The organism is Rhizobium sp. BK212 (genome assembly GCF_014197475.1).
Taxonomy (GTDB): domain Bacteria; phylum Pseudomonadota; class Alphaproteobacteria; order Rhizobiales; family Rhizobiaceae; genus Rhizobium; species Rhizobium anhuiense.
The window spans coordinates 126,260-141,220 of record NZ_JACIFS010000013.1; the positions used below are offsets into that span (position 1 = coordinate 126,260).

Below are 14,961 nucleotides of genomic sequence, written 5' to 3' on the forward strand. Positions count from 1 at the left end.
CTATTGGCAGGGCTTCGAAGTGGCGCGAACGTTTCAGTGTGCGACGCCTGGTTCCTCGTGTGCCCTCACGATGGCGTTCGCTTCCTTGCCGTATAGCTCCTCGAAGTGATCGAAGGTCTTGGAAAAATAACCAATGCCTTGCGTCGCCGAGCGCAACGCCCGGGCCAGATCGTCAAGTGCGCCGCCCGGAATGAGTGCCCGGAAGATGTCCCATCCCTTGGCGGTTTCATCCCGGTCGAAGCCCAGAACCTGACCCTTGAGAGCGGAGACGATCTGGACAAGGCTGCCGGAATAGATCGACGGAATGTGAATTTCGCTGCGGAAGACCGGTTGCATTAAAACGGCCGCCCCTTCGGAAAGCGCCTGTCGCACTCCCATTTTCGACGCAGTTCGGAAAGCGTGTTCCGAACTGTCGACGGCATGGTGCTGACCATCGTACAGCGTTACGCCGACATCGATGACCTTGAAGCCTAGCGGCCCTTTCTCCATCGCTTCGCGCGCGCCTGCTTCGACAGCAGGGATGTAGTTGCGCGGAACGACGCCACCCTTGACGGTTTCGCTAAAGGTGAATCCCCGGCCGCGCTCATTGGGGCGAATGTTCAGCTTCACATCCGCGAACTGTCCGGCACCGCCTGTCTGTTTGCGGTGACGGTAATGAACCTCAGATGGTTTCGCAATTGTCTCGCGGTAGATCGGGCTGGGCGTTCGATCGGTTACGTCGATATGAAACACGTCGGACAGGGTTCGGCAGAGATCGCGCAGATGCACCGGCCCCTGGACGCAGACGAGATGGGCGCCGGTGCTCTCCTCCTGCAAGACCGTCAGGCCGCGATCCGTCTCGGAAAGTTTTGCCAGCGTTTCGGAGAGCTTGTTTTCATCGCGCTCGCTGCCCGGGACTAGGATCCTTTCAAGCATCGGGGTGGGCGGCTCCGTCCACTCAGGCGGGGCGACCACCGCGCCTGATGTCAACAGCGAAGGGACGGGCAAGTGGTCGGACTTGACCGTCGCGAAGACATCCCCCAGCGCAGGCACAACCGCCGAATTGGACTTCCCGTTTGCGAGATGCTGTACGGCGCCGAGGTTGGAGCCGCCCAGTGATGCGCCCTGCCGCAGTCCCTCGCCAAGCGCGCGCACGAGCACTGTCTTACCGACATTCTGGCGATGATAGGCATGGAAGCTCACGGCGGTCAGCTTGTTTTCATCGACATTGCCCGCGCGAGCCAGGCGCTGTCGAAGAACCCCCACCGGCGGCGCCTCGTAGCGCAGCGCCTTCATCAGCCTCATCATGCCGTTGCCGTGACTTGCGGCACCGATCAGGACTGGAATAATCCTGTTTTCCCTGAGAACCCGCGATGAAATGGCATAGAGCGCGTCGCTGGGCGGCTCGCGATCTTCGATCAGTTCCTCGAGAAGCCAGTCATCGAATTCGGACAGGTGTTCCAGGAGCTCGCTGCGCGCTTCGTGCTCGCGCTCGGCGGCGCTTTCGGGGATTGCGATCAGCGCCGAAGTCTGGCCCTCCCGGTAGCGCCACGCCCGTTCCGAAATCAGGTCGCAACTGCCTATGATCCTATCCCCCTCGCGGATCGGGATCTGGCGAAGCAAAAGCGTGTGGTTGGCGTAGTCTTGAAGCGCGGCGATCACGTCCCTCAGCCGCCCTCTCGGTTCGTCCATCCGGTTGACGAAGAGGATGCACGGCGTCTCCGAGGCCTCGATTACGCGCAGATAGGGCGCAGCGAGCACAGCCTCCTCGGGTGCCGATGAAACGCACAGGATGCAGGCGTCGCTGGCAAGAAGCGCGTGCTGTGCATGCGCCAACGCTTCGTTGGGTCCTGGCGCATCCAGCGCACACCACGCCTCGTTTCCAAAGGTGAATTCTGTGAGGTTCAATCCATAAGGGGAGCTGGATTTTCTCGGCGCCCCCTCCAGGGAGCCGAGCTTTTCCACGACTGTTGATTTTCCGGTCTGCGAGGGTCCAAGCACGGTGAAGCAGCGCATCGGCAATCCTCCAACTGCCATAAACACAATTTTCAGCCATCATAGGATGCCCTGAACCGCTGCAAGGCGCCAGAGGTGTTCATGGCGGCGTGCTTTATCTCGGCGCCCGACCATGGAACGCTTGATGATTGACGATGTTGGGGCGCGATGACCCCGATTTCACCTTTGGAAATACCGTCCTATGCCGCTCTTCTTCCGACGAACGAAAACCCCTTGCCGAGTTCGAGGATCAGCGCACGCAGATGCTGCTAGACAACGCGCATTTAGGCGATGCATCGATTGCAACTCCCTAGCCTCTCATCCCCGGACGACATTGAATTAGGAGCCGGAAACTGTGTAAATCGGTAAGCTGCATCGATTGGTTGGTTTTGGAAAAAACCGAAAACGGGATTTGCAGTGTCGCCCGGCTCCTTCAGGACTAAGGTTGCGAGGTCGCAACTTTGCAAAGGGCAACATGCTCTCTCTTGATGTCGTCCGTCAAAGCCGGCGGAATTTCGCTTACACCGCAACTTTCTGTCGGTGTATCATCGTTGCGGATTGGTGCTCTCTTTCTTCCGTTGAAAAAGTTGCGAGGTCGCAACTTTTTAGAAGCTCCTAGAGCCCTTGCTGCCGCACAGAAGGCGCTCATCTCCAGCCCACTAGGGTTTAAGGATTCATTAACCCTTATTTCCTTGCTAACCATTGCGACTCGGGGCACTTCGTCCGTCAGATTTTCGACGACAACTTGGCCGGGCGGTCCAGCGAACGCAGGCAATGCATTTTTCGCGTCGTATCAACAATCGCTTCGGCGAGGGCACCAGTCCGAGGCTCCCAAAGATGAGGGAAGGTCTCAAAGCGCTTGGTTTGGACAGCGACACAATTCTTCACCATGCCACACCACGTTTGTTTTACGCCTGTGAGCTTGGTGGCGGGGCAAGAAGGCGCTTTGGAAACTCGGTGACTACTTACACGCTGTCCGCATGGACGGCCGTTCGCCGTACGACCAACGTTTGCAAGCGAACGCTTCCGCGTTAGACGCGGTGGTTTGGCATCAAGCGCCGGACTCGCCCCGGTCACCAGCTTCGCTGAACCGTAGATGGCCAGCCAGGATGAGGGAACTATGGTCTAGGCTATGTTGGCGACAAGACGCTCTGTTGCGCCAAGCCCACGATCCTGTGCCGGCCACTGCCCTCGGGTTCCTCCTCTTTTGTTCTTTTGGTGCTAGCGTCTGTGGGACAAGACCTGTTCAGGCTTCCACACTTTTTATCCGCCAGTGAAGCAATGAGATAATCCGGCGTTGAGCGCCACAGAAATGAAATTGCTGGTATCGTCAACAGAGTTGAAACGGTTCTGATCTGCCGGAGTTGTTTGACGTAAAACATCTGTTCCGAGCGGAAGTCCTACCCGCGATCGGACCGGCTCCGCACCCCAGGAGCTGATGCGGACCAGAGTGAGGCCCGCAGGGGGTCGGCGCGGCATCCGCCGGCCCCTGTTAAGTCAGGGAAGGAGCAGATCGTGAATTATGAGTATGGAATGACGGTTTTCTACGATCCGGTGATTAAAAATGTCATTGTGATCTTTCGTGGCAAAACCACAATTCTTGAAGGCCCCTTTCAAGACCTCCGGACAGGGGTGACTGCTGGAGAAAAGTTATGCATGGAACTCGGATGGCAATCAGATATTGAAGAAACGCCAGACACGTCAATCGACTGATCTTGCAATAGAAAGCCGGGACGCCACAGCGTCCCCTATCTACATTTTCGGCAGACGCACCTTATCGATGACATGGTTGACGCCATTCGACTGCTTGACATCAGCGACCGTCACAGTTGCACTTACCCCTAGGTTGTCAGTAAGGGTGATCTTGCCCATGCTTCCTTGGCCCTGAACACATAGCCGCCGACCGTGCTCGACATGGCATCGGTACCAATCACGTGGCAGGTCAGCAGCTTTATAAGTCGAGCCTCATTCTCCGGCTTTGGAAGCGTTTCCACCGTGCCCTCGGAGCGCTTCGAACGCTTCCTTGGTGCACGCGAAGACTGTGAAAGGTCCTTTGCCTTTAAACGCTGAAACCAAACCCGCAGCCTTTACAGCGGCGACGAGTTTCGTGTGATCCTTGGAGTTGGCTGCGTTCTCGGAAATTGGTCTAGTATTTTAAAGCAAGATCGAGATTTCAGATATTTACAGTTCAAAGGCGCCTTACTGTGCGCTTCTCGGCGTCGTGATTTCTATTGACCATCAGATGCCCAACAGAGGTTGCAGCCAGCGCACAAACCTGCTTTTGAAGCGCAAAGGCGCGTCAGTAACGGCAATACAAATGCAGTCTTTTCCGGCGCTGGCACGTGGCTGATGCATGAGATCGCCATCTGCCATTTCGACGTCGCCTCGCGCGAACGTCGAGACTTCATCGCTGAAGCTGCCATCGAGAACAAGCGTCAGTTCGGAGCCGTCGTGGGAATGTTCCGGAACGGGCTGACCGGCAGGAATCTTCAGCAATCGAACGGTCGTTGTATTGTCGTCGGTCGGTATAATCATCTGCGCTGCGCCGCGGCCCAGTCTGCGCCACCTCAACCCGCCAGCTCGCTCGATGTAAGACCTCAGGGGCTCGGGGTAAATGTTGTTGGCGGCCGTGTGCTTCTTGATTGGCACCACTTTCTCGATCTCACCAGCTTCAATCTTCGCTCGGAGGCTTTGCCAGCTTGCTGTCACGTCGTCTTCGCCTGCGTCTTCGGATTCGAGAAAGTAGCCCCCAACGTTTTCGAGCATCGCAAGATTTGCGCGGCATAATGGGCAAAGTGCGAGGTGGGTCGCAACTGCGACGCTCCAACCCTCCGCCAGAGTCCCGGCGGAGTAGTGCAGGAGCATATCGTCATCCAGATGGTGTTCAATCATTTGGCATCGTCCTGAATCGCCATCCGCAATTTCTCGCATGCAAGCCGTATCCTCGATTTTACCGTTCCAAGTGGGAGGTTTAGTTTTTCTGCTATCATTGTGTGGGTCAGACCGTCGAAGAACGACATCCGAAGGACTTCCACGTACTTCTGTTTCAATGTGAGCATTGCATTGTGCAGCTCCTGCGCGTTCTGTTGCCGCTGTATCTTGACGTCAGCTGCTTCCATCTCATCTGGCACAAACGCGGGGTCGTTAATGTCGAATTCCGGATGGGCACCTTTGCGGGCAGCATCGATCATTTGATTTCTCGCAATCGCAAATATCCAGGTCGATGCCTGCGCTTTTGATGAATCGAACAGCGCCGCCTTATTCCAGACGCGCATCATGGTTTCCTGGGTCAGTTCCTCAGCGAGTATGCGATTGCCTCTCGTCAGACGGACCATGTAAGAGCGGACGCGCGGGCAAAAGTGCCTGTACAGAATTTCGAATGAGTCGATGTCGCGCGACTTTCCCACGGCCGACATCAATGAATTGATCCGCGCGGCATCCAAGTTTTGCTTCTCTTCCCCCAAGGCGCCGACCTTTCGTTCCAAACCCGGCGTGCGCCAGGCGACTGCCTTAGCACAGTTCCCTCGACGTAATCCGGATCGGAGCGGTAATTGCATGTTCATGACGTGAATTACGCGTGCGAACCTGAGCGGATCAAAAAAGCGACGTGAATAATTTAAACACGCTACGGATCATCTGCCGATGCGAAGTCAGATATCCCCTACGGAACCTCATCACATCTTATCCAGTGTTCCCACAACTCGCTGCGTAATCCAAAAAGCTGCGCCGGCTGAAACAGCCGATAAGGCGCTACCCCAAAGCAAATCGGCCATCGTTAAAGTCGTCGACCAATTTTTAAGCGTCGATTGGTTTGTCAAGTCGTAGGTTGCGTACGCTGTGAAGCCAACGGCCGCGCCGTATAGTGCGGCCGTGACCACGGAGCCAGACATCAAGCCTGCCCTGACAGCCAGAAACGTCAGTCCGGCCGCGTAGGTGAGGTAAAAGGTGACGGCCGGAGCCAGCCTGAATTCAGGGGCCAGAATTTCGCCCAAAGTCGGGCGATAAAGGCGATCTGCCATGCTGCCAAGCCATACGAAATCAATCGCTACGAAAACAATCAGCGTTGCAAGATAAGCGACAATATAGGTTTTCACATTTTTTCTCCTTGCAAATCCTGCGCCTCAGTCAATGCGCGTCCAGTCGATAGCTTTGCAAAGCAAACCAGCGACCACACAGCCATTCGTGGTCATCCTGTTGCCGTCGACGGTTACCGTCAGCTTGTAGCTCAAGTTACGCTGCGGATCGAAAGCAGTGCCCGAATAGCTACCCTCGGCGTCTGGTTTTATCGACATCACAAGCTTGTCGCCTTCCTTCTCCTTCGGCGTCCCCGGCTTGATCCAGGTGTTGACAGCGCAGACATCCGAACCGCAAGGCGCGATCTTCACCTTTGCGTTTCCGTCTCCGCGCGCCCACTGACCGCTGATGTCAGCAGCCCCCGCCATGCTTGCAGCCCCAACAGCCAAAACTGCGACCATCGGCATCATCGGGTTCATTCCGTTTCTCCTCAAGGTGCGATTCAAGCATGTTCGATCGTGTAAAGGCCGACGTCGATGCTTCCTTCCTCAAAACCAGCCTGGCAGTAACTAAGGTAATAATTCCAGAGCCGTTCGAAGCGCTCGTGCCGAAAGCCCTGAGATGTCGGTTCCAACGACGGCTATATTCCGGCGCCGTCCGCCAGCGTTCCGACTATCAAATTCCATATAGCCTCTCGGTGTGAGCGGTTTCCGACCCTGATGCATGGTTTTCAGACCGCCTCTACGAGGAGGAATTCAGGTTAGTTTTGCTGGCCGCACAATTTTTTGAGAATTTTCGCGGCCCGGGGGAAAACTGATCGGTGTGCAAGGCCGTAGAGAAACTCGTTAGCAATGCACCCGATGGAAAAACGATGGATTTGTCTCTTTTAGTTCTCATCGCGATCCTATTGTCGCTTGCGATGGTAATCGCCTGGGCAATTCAGCGTGTCACGAGCTTGAGTGGCTGGATCGACACGATCTGGTCCGCCGCGGTAGGCGTCGGCGGTATGACCGCAGCGCTTTTTTCGAATGGGGACCTTGATCGTCGCATCGCCCTCATGACTATCATCGCCGCATGGGCACTGAGGCTCGGCGGCCATATCGGTTCACGTACCAGAGGCGGTAGCGAAGACCCCCGTTATGCAAGACTTATAGCAGAGTGGGGTGATAGCGGTGCGTGGCGACTATTCCTCTTTCTCCAGATCCAGGCGCTAGCGGCATTCGTGCTCGTGCTGGCGGTCTATCTCGCAGCGAACAATGGGATGGCGTTCCCAGGTTTCGCTGATGGGATCGCAGCCTTGATCGCTGCTGTAGCGCTGGTTGGCGAGGCGATCGCCGACGTGCAGCTGGCGCGCTTCCGGAAAACACCACAGGCGAAGACAGAGGTATGCGAAGCAGGCCTATGGCGCTATTCGCGCCACCCCAACTATTTCTTCGAATGGCTCTTCTGGTGTTGCTGGCCACTTTTCGCGATTGCGGCGCCAATCTCGAGCTGGCTGTCGATCCTCGCACCGCTGCTGATGTATTGGCTGCTCGTTCATGTCTCCGGCATCCCCGCACTCGAAGAGCACATGCTGCGCTCGCGCGGCGAAAAGTTCCGCGACCTACAGACCCGCGTCAACGCCTTTTTCCCAGCACCTCGAAGACAGCGCCCACAAGGAGATGAGCGATGAATGTGATGGCTTTCGCTATCAAGACTGCTGAGCGAGCCCCGCTCAGCGACAGCATAACGCTCGCAGGCATCGAGCTCCTCTGCAAACGCACCAAGCGCAGACTGGCGGCGACGTCAGCTGAGGGCGAGAGGATCTTTGTCGACGCGATGGGGCATTTTCCGGTCGCCACGCATACTGACGAGGCCAACCGCCAACATTATGAAGTGCCATCCGCGTTTTTCGCGCTGGCGCTCGGGGCGCAGAAAAAATACTCATGCTGTCTATACCCGACAGATACCACGACGCTTGACGAGGCCGAAACCTTTGCTCTTGCCGAGACCGTGAACCACGCCGCCATCGACGATGGCATGAGTATTCTTGAGCTCGGCTGCGGCTGGGGCTCGCTGTCGCTCTATCTCGCCACGCATTTCCCGAATTCGCGCGTCACCTCCGTATCAAACTCCGCCTCTCAGCGAGCGCATATCATTGCCCGCGCCGAAGCACGCGGATTGACCAATCTGAGTGTCATCACCGCCGACATGAACAACTTTGACGCCGACCAGCGTTATGACCGCGTCGTCGCTGTGGAAATGTTCGAGCACATGTCGAACTGGCGGGCGCTTTTAGAGCGGGTGCACCGCTGGATCGAGCCTGACGGCAAGCTGTTCCTGCACATCTTCACGCACAAAGACCGATCCTATCGTTTCGACCGCGCTGACCCTGCCGATTGGATCGCCCAGCACTTCTTCACCGGCGGCATCATGCCGGCCCATGATCTGCCGCACCGTTTCGGTGATCTGTTCCAAGTGGAGATGGAATGGCGCTGGTCGGGCATACATTATCGCCGCACTTCTCTTGACTGGCTTGCCAATTTCGATCGGCACATCGATCGCATCCAGCCAATCTTAAGGCAGATCTATGGCCGGGACGCGTCTCTATGGCAGCGCCGTTGGAGACTGTTCTTTCTTTCGACAGCTGGCATGTTCGGCCATCACAGGGGAGACATCTGGGGTGTCGGCCACTACCTTCTGGGGCGAACACCATGATGGCAGTTGCACCTGCAAATCTTGATCCATTGACAAAGGCTTCCGTGACGGTCGCTTGGGTCATCCTCCTGAACAAGCCGTTTTACCCGCTATACATTTGCTATTTGGTGGGTGATGGCGTGGCAGCTTCGCTTGGCACATTAACCGCAGCGCCGCTCTTTCTGGCGATCCCTTTTATAGCCCGGCGTTCGCCGCTGTCGGCAAGGATCGCGCTTCCGCTGGTCGGTACGTTTGACACTCTGTTCGAAACGAAGCTCTTTGGCCAATCCTCTGGTACTGAGTTGTTTCTGGCGGCCTGCTTAATGCTCGTTGCAGTCTCATTTCGAGAAGACGAACATTGGTGGCAACGTGGAATGGCTGTCCTCATTTTCGCCGCCTTCGTGTTTTCGCGGGGTTTCATCGGCGCGCCGCTGCACGTTTGGACGCAAACAGACCTTGCGATGCTCCTCAACTTGAACGCGTTCGCCGTGGCTAGTCTGATGGCCTTCGTAACGCTGCGGTATGCGGGAACTTCACGCCAGTCGAGGCTTTATTCAGCGGTGCCTGAGCACCCTACACCGGGGAGGTATTCATGAAACATTGTCTCAATCGTGCGGGTCGGCTTCTGCTGGCGGTGCTCTTCATCCTTGGCGAAGCCGCCGCTGCGTACGCCACACCCAACGTGATTAAAGTGGGACTGGATCACTATCGCGGGACATGGCTGGAGGTCGGCCGGACACCGATGTTCCTGACCGACGGCTGCGTTGCGGGCTATTCGAGCTACCGACAAGGCAAATCGCCAGATGAAATAATCATCGAGGACGGTTGTAAAGTCGACACGCCCCAAGGTCGACTGAAGACCGTCCGCGGCACCGGGACCATCCAGGATTTCGGGACAACAAATGCGAAGATGCAGGTCCGATACCCCTGGCTGATCACTTTCAACTATTGGGTTTTGTATAAATCTCCTGACAAATCCTGGTTTATCAGCGCCAACCCGTCGATGACGAACCTGTGGATTTACTCCAGGAACGTTCCCTCGAAAAACAAGTTGCACGGCATGATAAAGAAGGCGAGCGAACTCGGCTATGACGTTCGCAAGCTTGAGTTTCCGCCGCAGTGACGAAAGAAACAGACCGGTCGCATATCCGATCGCGCGCGGATGTTCAGGAGAAAAGAGCGCTATGACCTCAAACCGCACCACCAGCGCAATGATGCTGTGCCTGTTTCTCCTTGTCGTCATCGGGGTCGGGCTGGTGATCGGCCTAACCATTCAACCAGGGGCTTGGTATGCCTCGTTGAACAAGCCGTTTTTCAATCCGCCGAATTGGATTTTCGGTCCGGCATGGACCGTGCTCTATATCCTGATTGCATTCGCGGGCTGGCGCACGTGGCTTACCGAGGGTGCCAAGGGCCGGACCATGACGGTCTGGGGAGGGCAGATGGTCCTGAACTGGCTTTGGACACCACTGTTCTTTGGAGCGCGTGCGATGTCTTTGGGCCTGGCGATTATCCTCTGCCTACTGATTTTCATCGTTGGTTTTATTGCGATAGCAAGAGATAGAGTCGCGCGTCTTTGCTTCTTTCCCTATGCGCTATGGGTGGGATTTGCTTCCGTCCTGAACGCGTCTTTGATTTGGCTGAACGGCTGAAACGTCATACCAAAATAAATCCGACAGGTGGCCTGAGCACTGGTTGCAGGCGACGGAACAAGTCAAGAGGGTCCGCGCTAAATCGACTGTCGCAATCACGACCTCTTCACCAAATCCAGACCACCAGCGTATCCAGAACGATCTGACAGTTGCGCTACTTTGCAGATCGGCGGTTTTGATCCGGAACCCGGCATGGGACGTAAGCCAAGTCGCATATTAATTCCGGAGAGATTTATGGATGCTATTGTCACCAATGCATGCCCGGTGGCTGCCTCGGAACGTCCAACTCAACATCAGGCTGAGGAGGCGGTGCGTACGCTAATGCGCTGGGCCGGAGACGATCCATCACGCGAAGGTCTGCTTGATACTCCGAAGCGGGTGGCAAAGGCTTATCGCGAACTCTTCTCCGGATACGCAACGGAGCCTGAGGATGTGCTTTCGAAGACTTTTTCCGAAGTCGGTGGCTACAACGAGATGGTGCTCGTCAGAGACATCGAGTTTCATTCCCATTGCGAGCACCACATGGTGCCGTTCCATGGGATTGCTCATATCGCATACATTCCCGAGCAGGGCGTGCTCGGTCTTTCAAAAATGGCAAGGCTTGTCGATCTCTATGCCCGCAGGCTGCAGACCCAGGAAACCATGACTGCTCAGATCGCGAAGGCTCTTGAAGAAAGCCTACGCCCGAAAGGCGTCGCCGTCATGATCGAGGCGGAGCACATGTGCATGGCGATGCGCGGCATCCGGAAGCAGGGAGCCAAGACGCTCACGACCGCGTTCGCGGGACAGTTCGAAGCTTCTGCATCGGATCAGGCGCGTTTCATAATGCTGGCCCGCGGTTGAAACCGGCCTCCTGACGAAAATGAACGCAATCTGGAGAACACCGGATGACCGAAACGCTGATGCGATCATTAGATGCGGGGTATTCTGCCTTGGTCATTGGAGCCAGCGGAGTAATCGGAGATGCTATTTCGAGGCAGTTGGAAAGGGACAACAACTGCGCCAAGATTGCCCGACTTTCTCGTCAAGAGAACGGGTTCGACCTTACGGACGAGAATTCCGTGCAGCGCGCGGCGGATATGCTCAAGTCGAATGAGTTTGATCTCATCATCTGTGCCACGGGTGCTTTAACCATTGGCGGCATGGGACCGGAGAAGTCGATACGCCAGATTTCGCAAAATGCCATGATGGCCCAGTTTGCCGTCAACGCCGTTGGACCCGCCCTCGTCGTGAAGCACTTCGTCCCGCTGCTCGCAAAAAAGAAGCGGGTAATTCTTGCCCTTCTATCGGCGCGGGTGGGATCGATCGGCGACAATGCGCTGGGAGGCTGGATTTCATATCGCTCGTCGAAGGCCGCGCTTAACCAGATCGTTCACACAGCCGCAATAGAAGTGGCCAGGGCGAACCCTCTGTCCCTGCTTGTAACCGTGCATCCCGGGACCGTCATAACTCGATTGTCCGATCCATTTTCATCGGGCCACCGGCGTTCAAAGCCTGATGAAGCCGCCAAGCGCATCTTGCGGATGCTGGACGATTTGACACCACACCATACGGGCGGCTTCTTCGCATATGATGGAACAACCATTCCTTGGTAGCCGCATTTGGTCCGACAATCTCAACGCCACGGTCCGTAGGTATTCGCGCAGCGACGCTCAAGTGACGATAATGCGCCGTGGCAAAATATCCGCAGCGTTTGCGGAAAAGCTCTCCGATGCGTGGTCTCTGCCTCCGGTTCCTCGGCTGTAAGCATCGCTCAACATAGACACTGGACAAGGCAAGAGCCTTTATCATCCAAACGGCTTTGGCGCGGGTGTAATATATCGGCCTCCAGACCATCCGAATTTCACCAGTTCCGTATCGAACAAAGATAGGAGTTGGAAAATGCAACAGATGTCATCAAATGCGCTACCCGACGACAACGGCTTCTTCGGAAAGTTTGGAGGCCGCTTTGTCGCGGAGACGCTTATGCCGCTGCTCATGGCGGTGACCGAGGAGTGGCAAGCGGCCAAGACCGACCAATCATTCTGGGACGAGCTAGACGAGTTGTCCCGAAATTATGTTGGTAGGCCCAGTCCGCTTTATTTTGCCGAAAGATTCACCGCCAGGCTCGGCGGCGCGCGCATCTACCTGAAACGGGATGAATTGAACCATACCGGCTCACACAAGATCAACAATTGCCTCGGTCAGATCCTTATCGCCCGGCGGATGGGGAAACAGCGCATCATCGCGGAGACGGGCGCAGGTCAGCACGGTGTCGCAACCGCTACGATGGCGGCGCGGTTCGGGCTCGATTGTGTCATCTACATGGGGGCGACAGACATTGAGCGGCAGGCTCCTAACGTCTTCCGGATGAAGCTGCTTGGAGCGGAGGTGCGCGCCGTGACCTCGGGAAACGGCACTCTCAACGATGCCATGAACGAGGCGCTTCGCGACTGGGTCTCGAACGTCGAGGATACCTACTATTTGATCGGAACGGCAGCTGGTCCCCATCCCTATCCAGAGATGGTCAGGACCTTGCAGTCGGTGATCGGCAGGGAAGCGCGTGAGCAGATAATTGGGTATGAGGGCCGCCTGCCTGACCTTCTGGTCGCAGCTGTCGGTGGTGGTTCGAACGCGATCGGCCTGTTTCACCCGTTTCTCGCCGATAGTCGCGTCTCCATGATTGGCGTTGAGCCCGCCGGGAAAGGGCTCGATACATCGGAGCACTGCGCATCCTTGACCAAGGGGAAGCCCGGCGTCCTCCACGGAAACCGCACCTATCTTCTGCAGGACGGTGACGGACAGATCAACGAGGGACACACGATTTCTGCAGGCCTCGACTATCCGGGTGTAGGACCGGAGCATGCCTGGCTGAAGGAAAGCGGACGCGTGAGCTATGCGTCGGCCACGGACGCAGAAGCTCTGGAGGCGTTCCACTTCTTATCGACGGTGGAAGGCATCATTCCGGCGCTGGAGCCATCGCATGCCATTGCCGAGGTCATGAAGACAGCAAAGCTCATGGCGCCAGACAAGATCATTATCGTCAATCTCTGCGGCCGTGGCGACAAGGACATTTTCACGGTGTCCAACCTGTTGAAACGAGAGTGACAATTGCGGAGGCACCCATGTTAACAAATGCCGAGATCATGCGCTTCGTCTTCGGCCACTTGATGCTCGATAGGGTCCTTGAGTGCGGGAGGCCGTCAGTCTTCGTAGGCTGCCTTCCGCGATATAATGGCCGATCAGCATTCGCTCGACATTGAAGCAATGACCGCCCCATCACTGGTGGTCTAACCTGCGAGGATAATTTTTCATCCCCGGATTTCGACACCTCTTCAAGTGCATAACCGATCGCCATCAATCCGGAGCTCGGCACGACGTAACTCTCGGACAACTTGGACTGAAGCTCGATATCGAACCGGTCGTGGTGACTGCGTGGTATGACCTTGAACATCTTTTTGGTCTCAGCGGCAAACATCGCAAACTCTGCGGTACAGTCGTCGCAAAGGTCGTCCAGCGCCGGATCAAGTTTCGTCTTGAGTTCCATGAACTTCATTTCGTCCCGCACGAACCAACGAGGCCGACGCAACAGCTGGCCTTTCACGCCACGAGCGCTCTCCAACCATCGAGAGCGCCGGCCGGCCGGTATTGCAGACTGCGGCCACGTCGGTGCGGCAGCCACCCTCCCCGACGGACCGGCAATCGTTAACGCGCACAACAAAATCGCAATTGTCGACATTAGCAGCTTAGCAGCAACCGAAAGATCCGTTTCCAACTTGGATACTTTCGCGGCATGCGGCCCTGTTTTGAATAAGCAATGTTACGGGCGGCTGGTCAAAGCAGATCAAAACGCCGGTACACGAGAAAACGAAAAGCTTTTGATCCAAAGCTTCAAATCCACGTAGTCACTACAACATATTTTGATTATCGATCGCGGTAAAAGCCAGCCTTTGATCGCATTGAGGAGGCAATGTGGATGATACAAACGCTGAGACCGAGACTTCGCAATGAGATGGAGGACGCAGATGAACGCTATGCAGAAAATCGTCATAATATCGATAACTTCTATTATCTTCTCGGCATGCTCGACCTACAACGGATCTAGCGCGATATCTGTTGCATCCCACAGTAATTCTCCTGATAAAAAATTCTCGGAAAGACAAGGATGTGGCATTAAACCAAATATTGAGGGAATGATGCGTACATTATGTTACTAGTCGGACACATTTGATAGAATACGCGTGCAACTCGCTTAAGCTTTACAGGCTTCAGCCATCCAATAGCTTAATCGAATTTTCTATCTTAAGCCTCTTTATCCGAAGCCTCATGAGGTTTGCGAGCCAAAATGCGTCGATTCTGGATGGCCGGCGCGGTGCGTTCAGCCGTGGCGAGCAATAGTAACATCGCTGACCGTCCCCCGCTCGGCGTGGCGGTTCATGGGGAGATTTTTTGGGCCAATTGGGGACAGAATCAATCTGCTTCGGGCCGGCAGCCGCCAACAAAATGTTCTGCTCTTGAAGGGGATCGGGACCAACGGCCCGTTTTTCAGAACTAATATCAATGAAGACTCCACGCCTACAATGCGTCTCCGCGGCCGAGCCTGGGATGACTGGAGGTCATCCATGCCGCCTTCAAGTGGCTTTCCACGACATCATCATGGCCGGAG

15 protein-coding genes and 1 pseudogene are annotated in these 14,961 nt (G+C 55.9%); 9 read left to right on the forward strand and 7 right to left on the reverse strand.

Annotated features, from left to right (window positions below):
* Positions 1 to 33: 33 nt before the first annotated feature.
* Complete coding sequence (locus tag FHT79_RS29725; protein ID WP_028756945.1) at positions 34 to 1,995, reverse strand: elongation factor G; 1,962 nt, start codon at positions 1,993 to 1,995, stop codon at positions 34 to 36.
* Between the two features lie 1,494 nt (positions 1,996 to 3,489).
* Here FHT79_RS29725 and FHT79_RS29730 point away from each other — a divergent pair.
* Positions 3,490 to 3,687 carry a hypothetical protein gene (locus FHT79_RS29730; RefSeq protein WP_028757999.1) on the forward strand — a complete coding sequence of 66 codons (198 nt, stop codon included), beginning with the start codon at positions 3,490 to 3,492 and terminating at the stop codon, positions 3,685 to 3,687.
* A gap of 39 nt (positions 3,688 to 3,726) precedes the next feature.
* Here FHT79_RS29730 and FHT79_RS29735 read toward each other — a convergent pair.
* The 5 genes and pseudogenes from FHT79_RS29735 to FHT79_RS29755 form a co-directional block, all read right to left on the reverse strand.
* Positions 3,727 to 4,134: pseudogene (locus FHT79_RS29735) on the reverse strand (fasciclin domain-containing protein); the annotation flags it as partial.
* A 78-nt stretch (positions 4,135 to 4,212) separates the two neighbouring features.
* Entirely contained in the window at positions 4,213 to 4,866 is a 654-nt protein-coding gene (locus FHT79_RS29740) for a ChrR family anti-sigma-E factor (RefSeq protein ID WP_028756944.1), read from the reverse strand.
* The gene (locus FHT79_RS29745) at positions 4,863 to 5,537 is read right to left on the reverse strand and encodes a sigma-70 family RNA polymerase sigma factor (protein ID WP_342588706.1); all 675 of its coding nucleotides are present in this window, start codon (positions 5,535 to 5,537) and stop codon (positions 4,863 to 4,865) included. Before FHT79_RS29745 ends, FHT79_RS29740 begins: the two co-directional genes overlap by 4 nt.
* 111 nt (positions 5,538 to 5,648) lie before the next feature.
* Positions 5,649 to 6,068 (reverse strand): DUF2177 family protein, encoded by a 420-nt coding sequence (locus FHT79_RS29750; RefSeq protein ID WP_028756942.1) that lies wholly within the window; start codon positions 6,066 to 6,068, stop codon positions 5,649 to 5,651.
* Between the two features lie 27 nt (positions 6,069 to 6,095).
* Positions 6,096 to 6,467 (reverse strand): DUF2147 domain-containing protein, encoded by a 372-nt coding sequence (locus tag FHT79_RS29755; RefSeq protein ID WP_028756941.1) that lies wholly within the window; start codon positions 6,465 to 6,467, stop codon positions 6,096 to 6,098.
* Between the two features lie 392 nt (positions 6,468 to 6,859).
* On the opposite strand from FHT79_RS29755, the gene FHT79_RS29760 reads away from it, so the two are divergent.
* From FHT79_RS29760 to trpB, 8 genes are all read left to right on the forward strand, one after another.
* The gene (locus FHT79_RS29760; RefSeq protein ID WP_028756940.1) at positions 6,860 to 7,660 is read left to right on the forward strand and encodes a DUF1295 domain-containing protein; all 801 of its coding nucleotides are present in this window, start codon (positions 6,860 to 6,862) and stop codon (positions 7,658 to 7,660) included.
* Positions 7,657 to 8,685: a cyclopropane-fatty-acyl-phospholipid synthase family protein gene (locus tag FHT79_RS29765; RefSeq protein WP_028756939.1), complete on the forward strand. Its 1,029-nt coding sequence runs from the start codon at positions 7,657 to 7,659 to the stop codon at positions 8,683 to 8,685. The genes FHT79_RS29760 and FHT79_RS29765 overlap by 4 nt, the downstream gene beginning before the upstream one ends.
* Positions 8,682 to 9,260, forward strand: coding sequence for a hypothetical protein (locus FHT79_RS29770; RefSeq protein ID WP_028756938.1), 579 nt, complete (start codon positions 8,682 to 8,684; stop codon positions 9,258 to 9,260). Before FHT79_RS29765 ends, FHT79_RS29770 begins: the two co-directional genes overlap by 4 nt.
* Positions 9,257 to 9,787: a lipocalin family protein gene (locus FHT79_RS29775; protein ID WP_028758878.1), complete on the forward strand. Its 531-nt coding sequence runs from the start codon at positions 9,257 to 9,259 to the stop codon at positions 9,785 to 9,787. Before FHT79_RS29770 ends, FHT79_RS29775 begins: the two co-directional genes overlap by 4 nt.
* A gap of 61 nt (positions 9,788 to 9,848) precedes the next feature.
* Positions 9,849 to 10,316: a TspO/MBR family protein gene (locus FHT79_RS29780; RefSeq protein WP_097631599.1), complete on the forward strand. Its 468-nt coding sequence runs from the start codon at positions 9,849 to 9,851 to the stop codon at positions 10,314 to 10,316.
* 234 nt (positions 10,317 to 10,550) lie between these two features.
* On the forward strand, positions 10,551 to 11,159 hold the full coding sequence (gene folE / locus FHT79_RS29785) for a GTP cyclohydrolase I FolE (RefSeq protein ID WP_097631598.1): 609 nt from the start codon (positions 10,551 to 10,553) through the stop codon (positions 11,157 to 11,159).
* A 44-nt stretch (positions 11,160 to 11,203) separates the two neighbouring features.
* Positions 11,204 to 11,911, forward strand: coding sequence for an SDR family NAD(P)-dependent oxidoreductase (locus FHT79_RS29790; protein WP_245450266.1), 708 nt, complete (start codon positions 11,204 to 11,206; stop codon positions 11,909 to 11,911).
* A gap of 286 nt (positions 11,912 to 12,197) precedes the next feature.
* Positions 12,198 to 13,403: a tryptophan synthase subunit beta gene (gene trpB / locus FHT79_RS29795; RefSeq protein WP_097631597.1), complete on the forward strand. Its 1,206-nt coding sequence runs from the start codon at positions 12,198 to 12,200 to the stop codon at positions 13,401 to 13,403.
* On the opposite strand, the gene FHT79_RS29800 is transcribed toward trpB, so the two are convergent.
* Complete coding sequence (locus tag FHT79_RS29800; RefSeq protein ID WP_179869569.1) at positions 13,372 to 13,899, reverse strand: hypothetical protein; 528 nt, start codon at positions 13,897 to 13,899, stop codon at positions 13,372 to 13,374. The two genes, trpB and FHT79_RS29800, sit on opposite strands and share 32 nt — an antisense overlap.
* Positions 13,900 to 14,961 lie beyond the last annotated feature (1,062 nt).

Coding starts and splice junctions, on each gene's coding strand:
- FHT79_RS29725 (WP_028756945.1), bottom strand. CDS start 1,995: ATGCGCTGCTTCACCGTGCTTGGACCCTCGCAGACCGGAAAATCAACA.
- FHT79_RS29740 (WP_028756944.1), bottom strand. CDS start 4,866: ATGATTGAACACCATCTGGATGACGATATGCTCCTGCACTACTCCGCC.
- FHT79_RS29745 (WP_342588706.1), bottom strand. CDS start 5,537: ATGAACATGCAATTACCGCTCCGATCCGGATTACGTCGAGGGAACTGT.
- FHT79_RS29755 (WP_028756941.1), bottom strand. CDS start 6,467: ATGAACCCGATGATGCCGATGGTCGCAGTTTTGGCTGTTGGGGCTGCA.
- FHT79_RS29760 (WP_028756940.1), top strand. CDS start 6,860: ATGGATTTGTCTCTTTTAGTTCTCATCGCGATCCTATTGTCGCTTGCG.
- FHT79_RS29765 (WP_028756939.1), top strand. CDS start 7,657: ATGAATGTGATGGCTTTCGCTATCAAGACTGCTGAGCGAGCCCCGCTC.
- FHT79_RS29770 (WP_028756938.1), top strand. CDS start 8,682: ATGATGGCAGTTGCACCTGCAAATCTTGATCCATTGACAAAGGCTTCC.
- FHT79_RS29775 (WP_028758878.1), top strand. CDS start 9,257: ATGAAACATTGTCTCAATCGTGCGGGTCGGCTTCTGCTGGCGGTGCTC.
- FHT79_RS29780 (WP_097631599.1), top strand. CDS start 9,849: ATGACCTCAAACCGCACCACCAGCGCAATGATGCTGTGCCTGTTTCTC.
- folE (WP_097631598.1), top strand. CDS start 10,551: ATGGATGCTATTGTCACCAATGCATGCCCGGTGGCTGCCTCGGAACGT.
- FHT79_RS29790 (WP_245450266.1), top strand. CDS start 11,204: ATGACCGAAACGCTGATGCGATCATTAGATGCGGGGTATTCTGCCTTG.
- trpB (WP_097631597.1), top strand. CDS start 12,198: ATGCAACAGATGTCATCAAATGCGCTACCCGACGACAACGGCTTCTTC.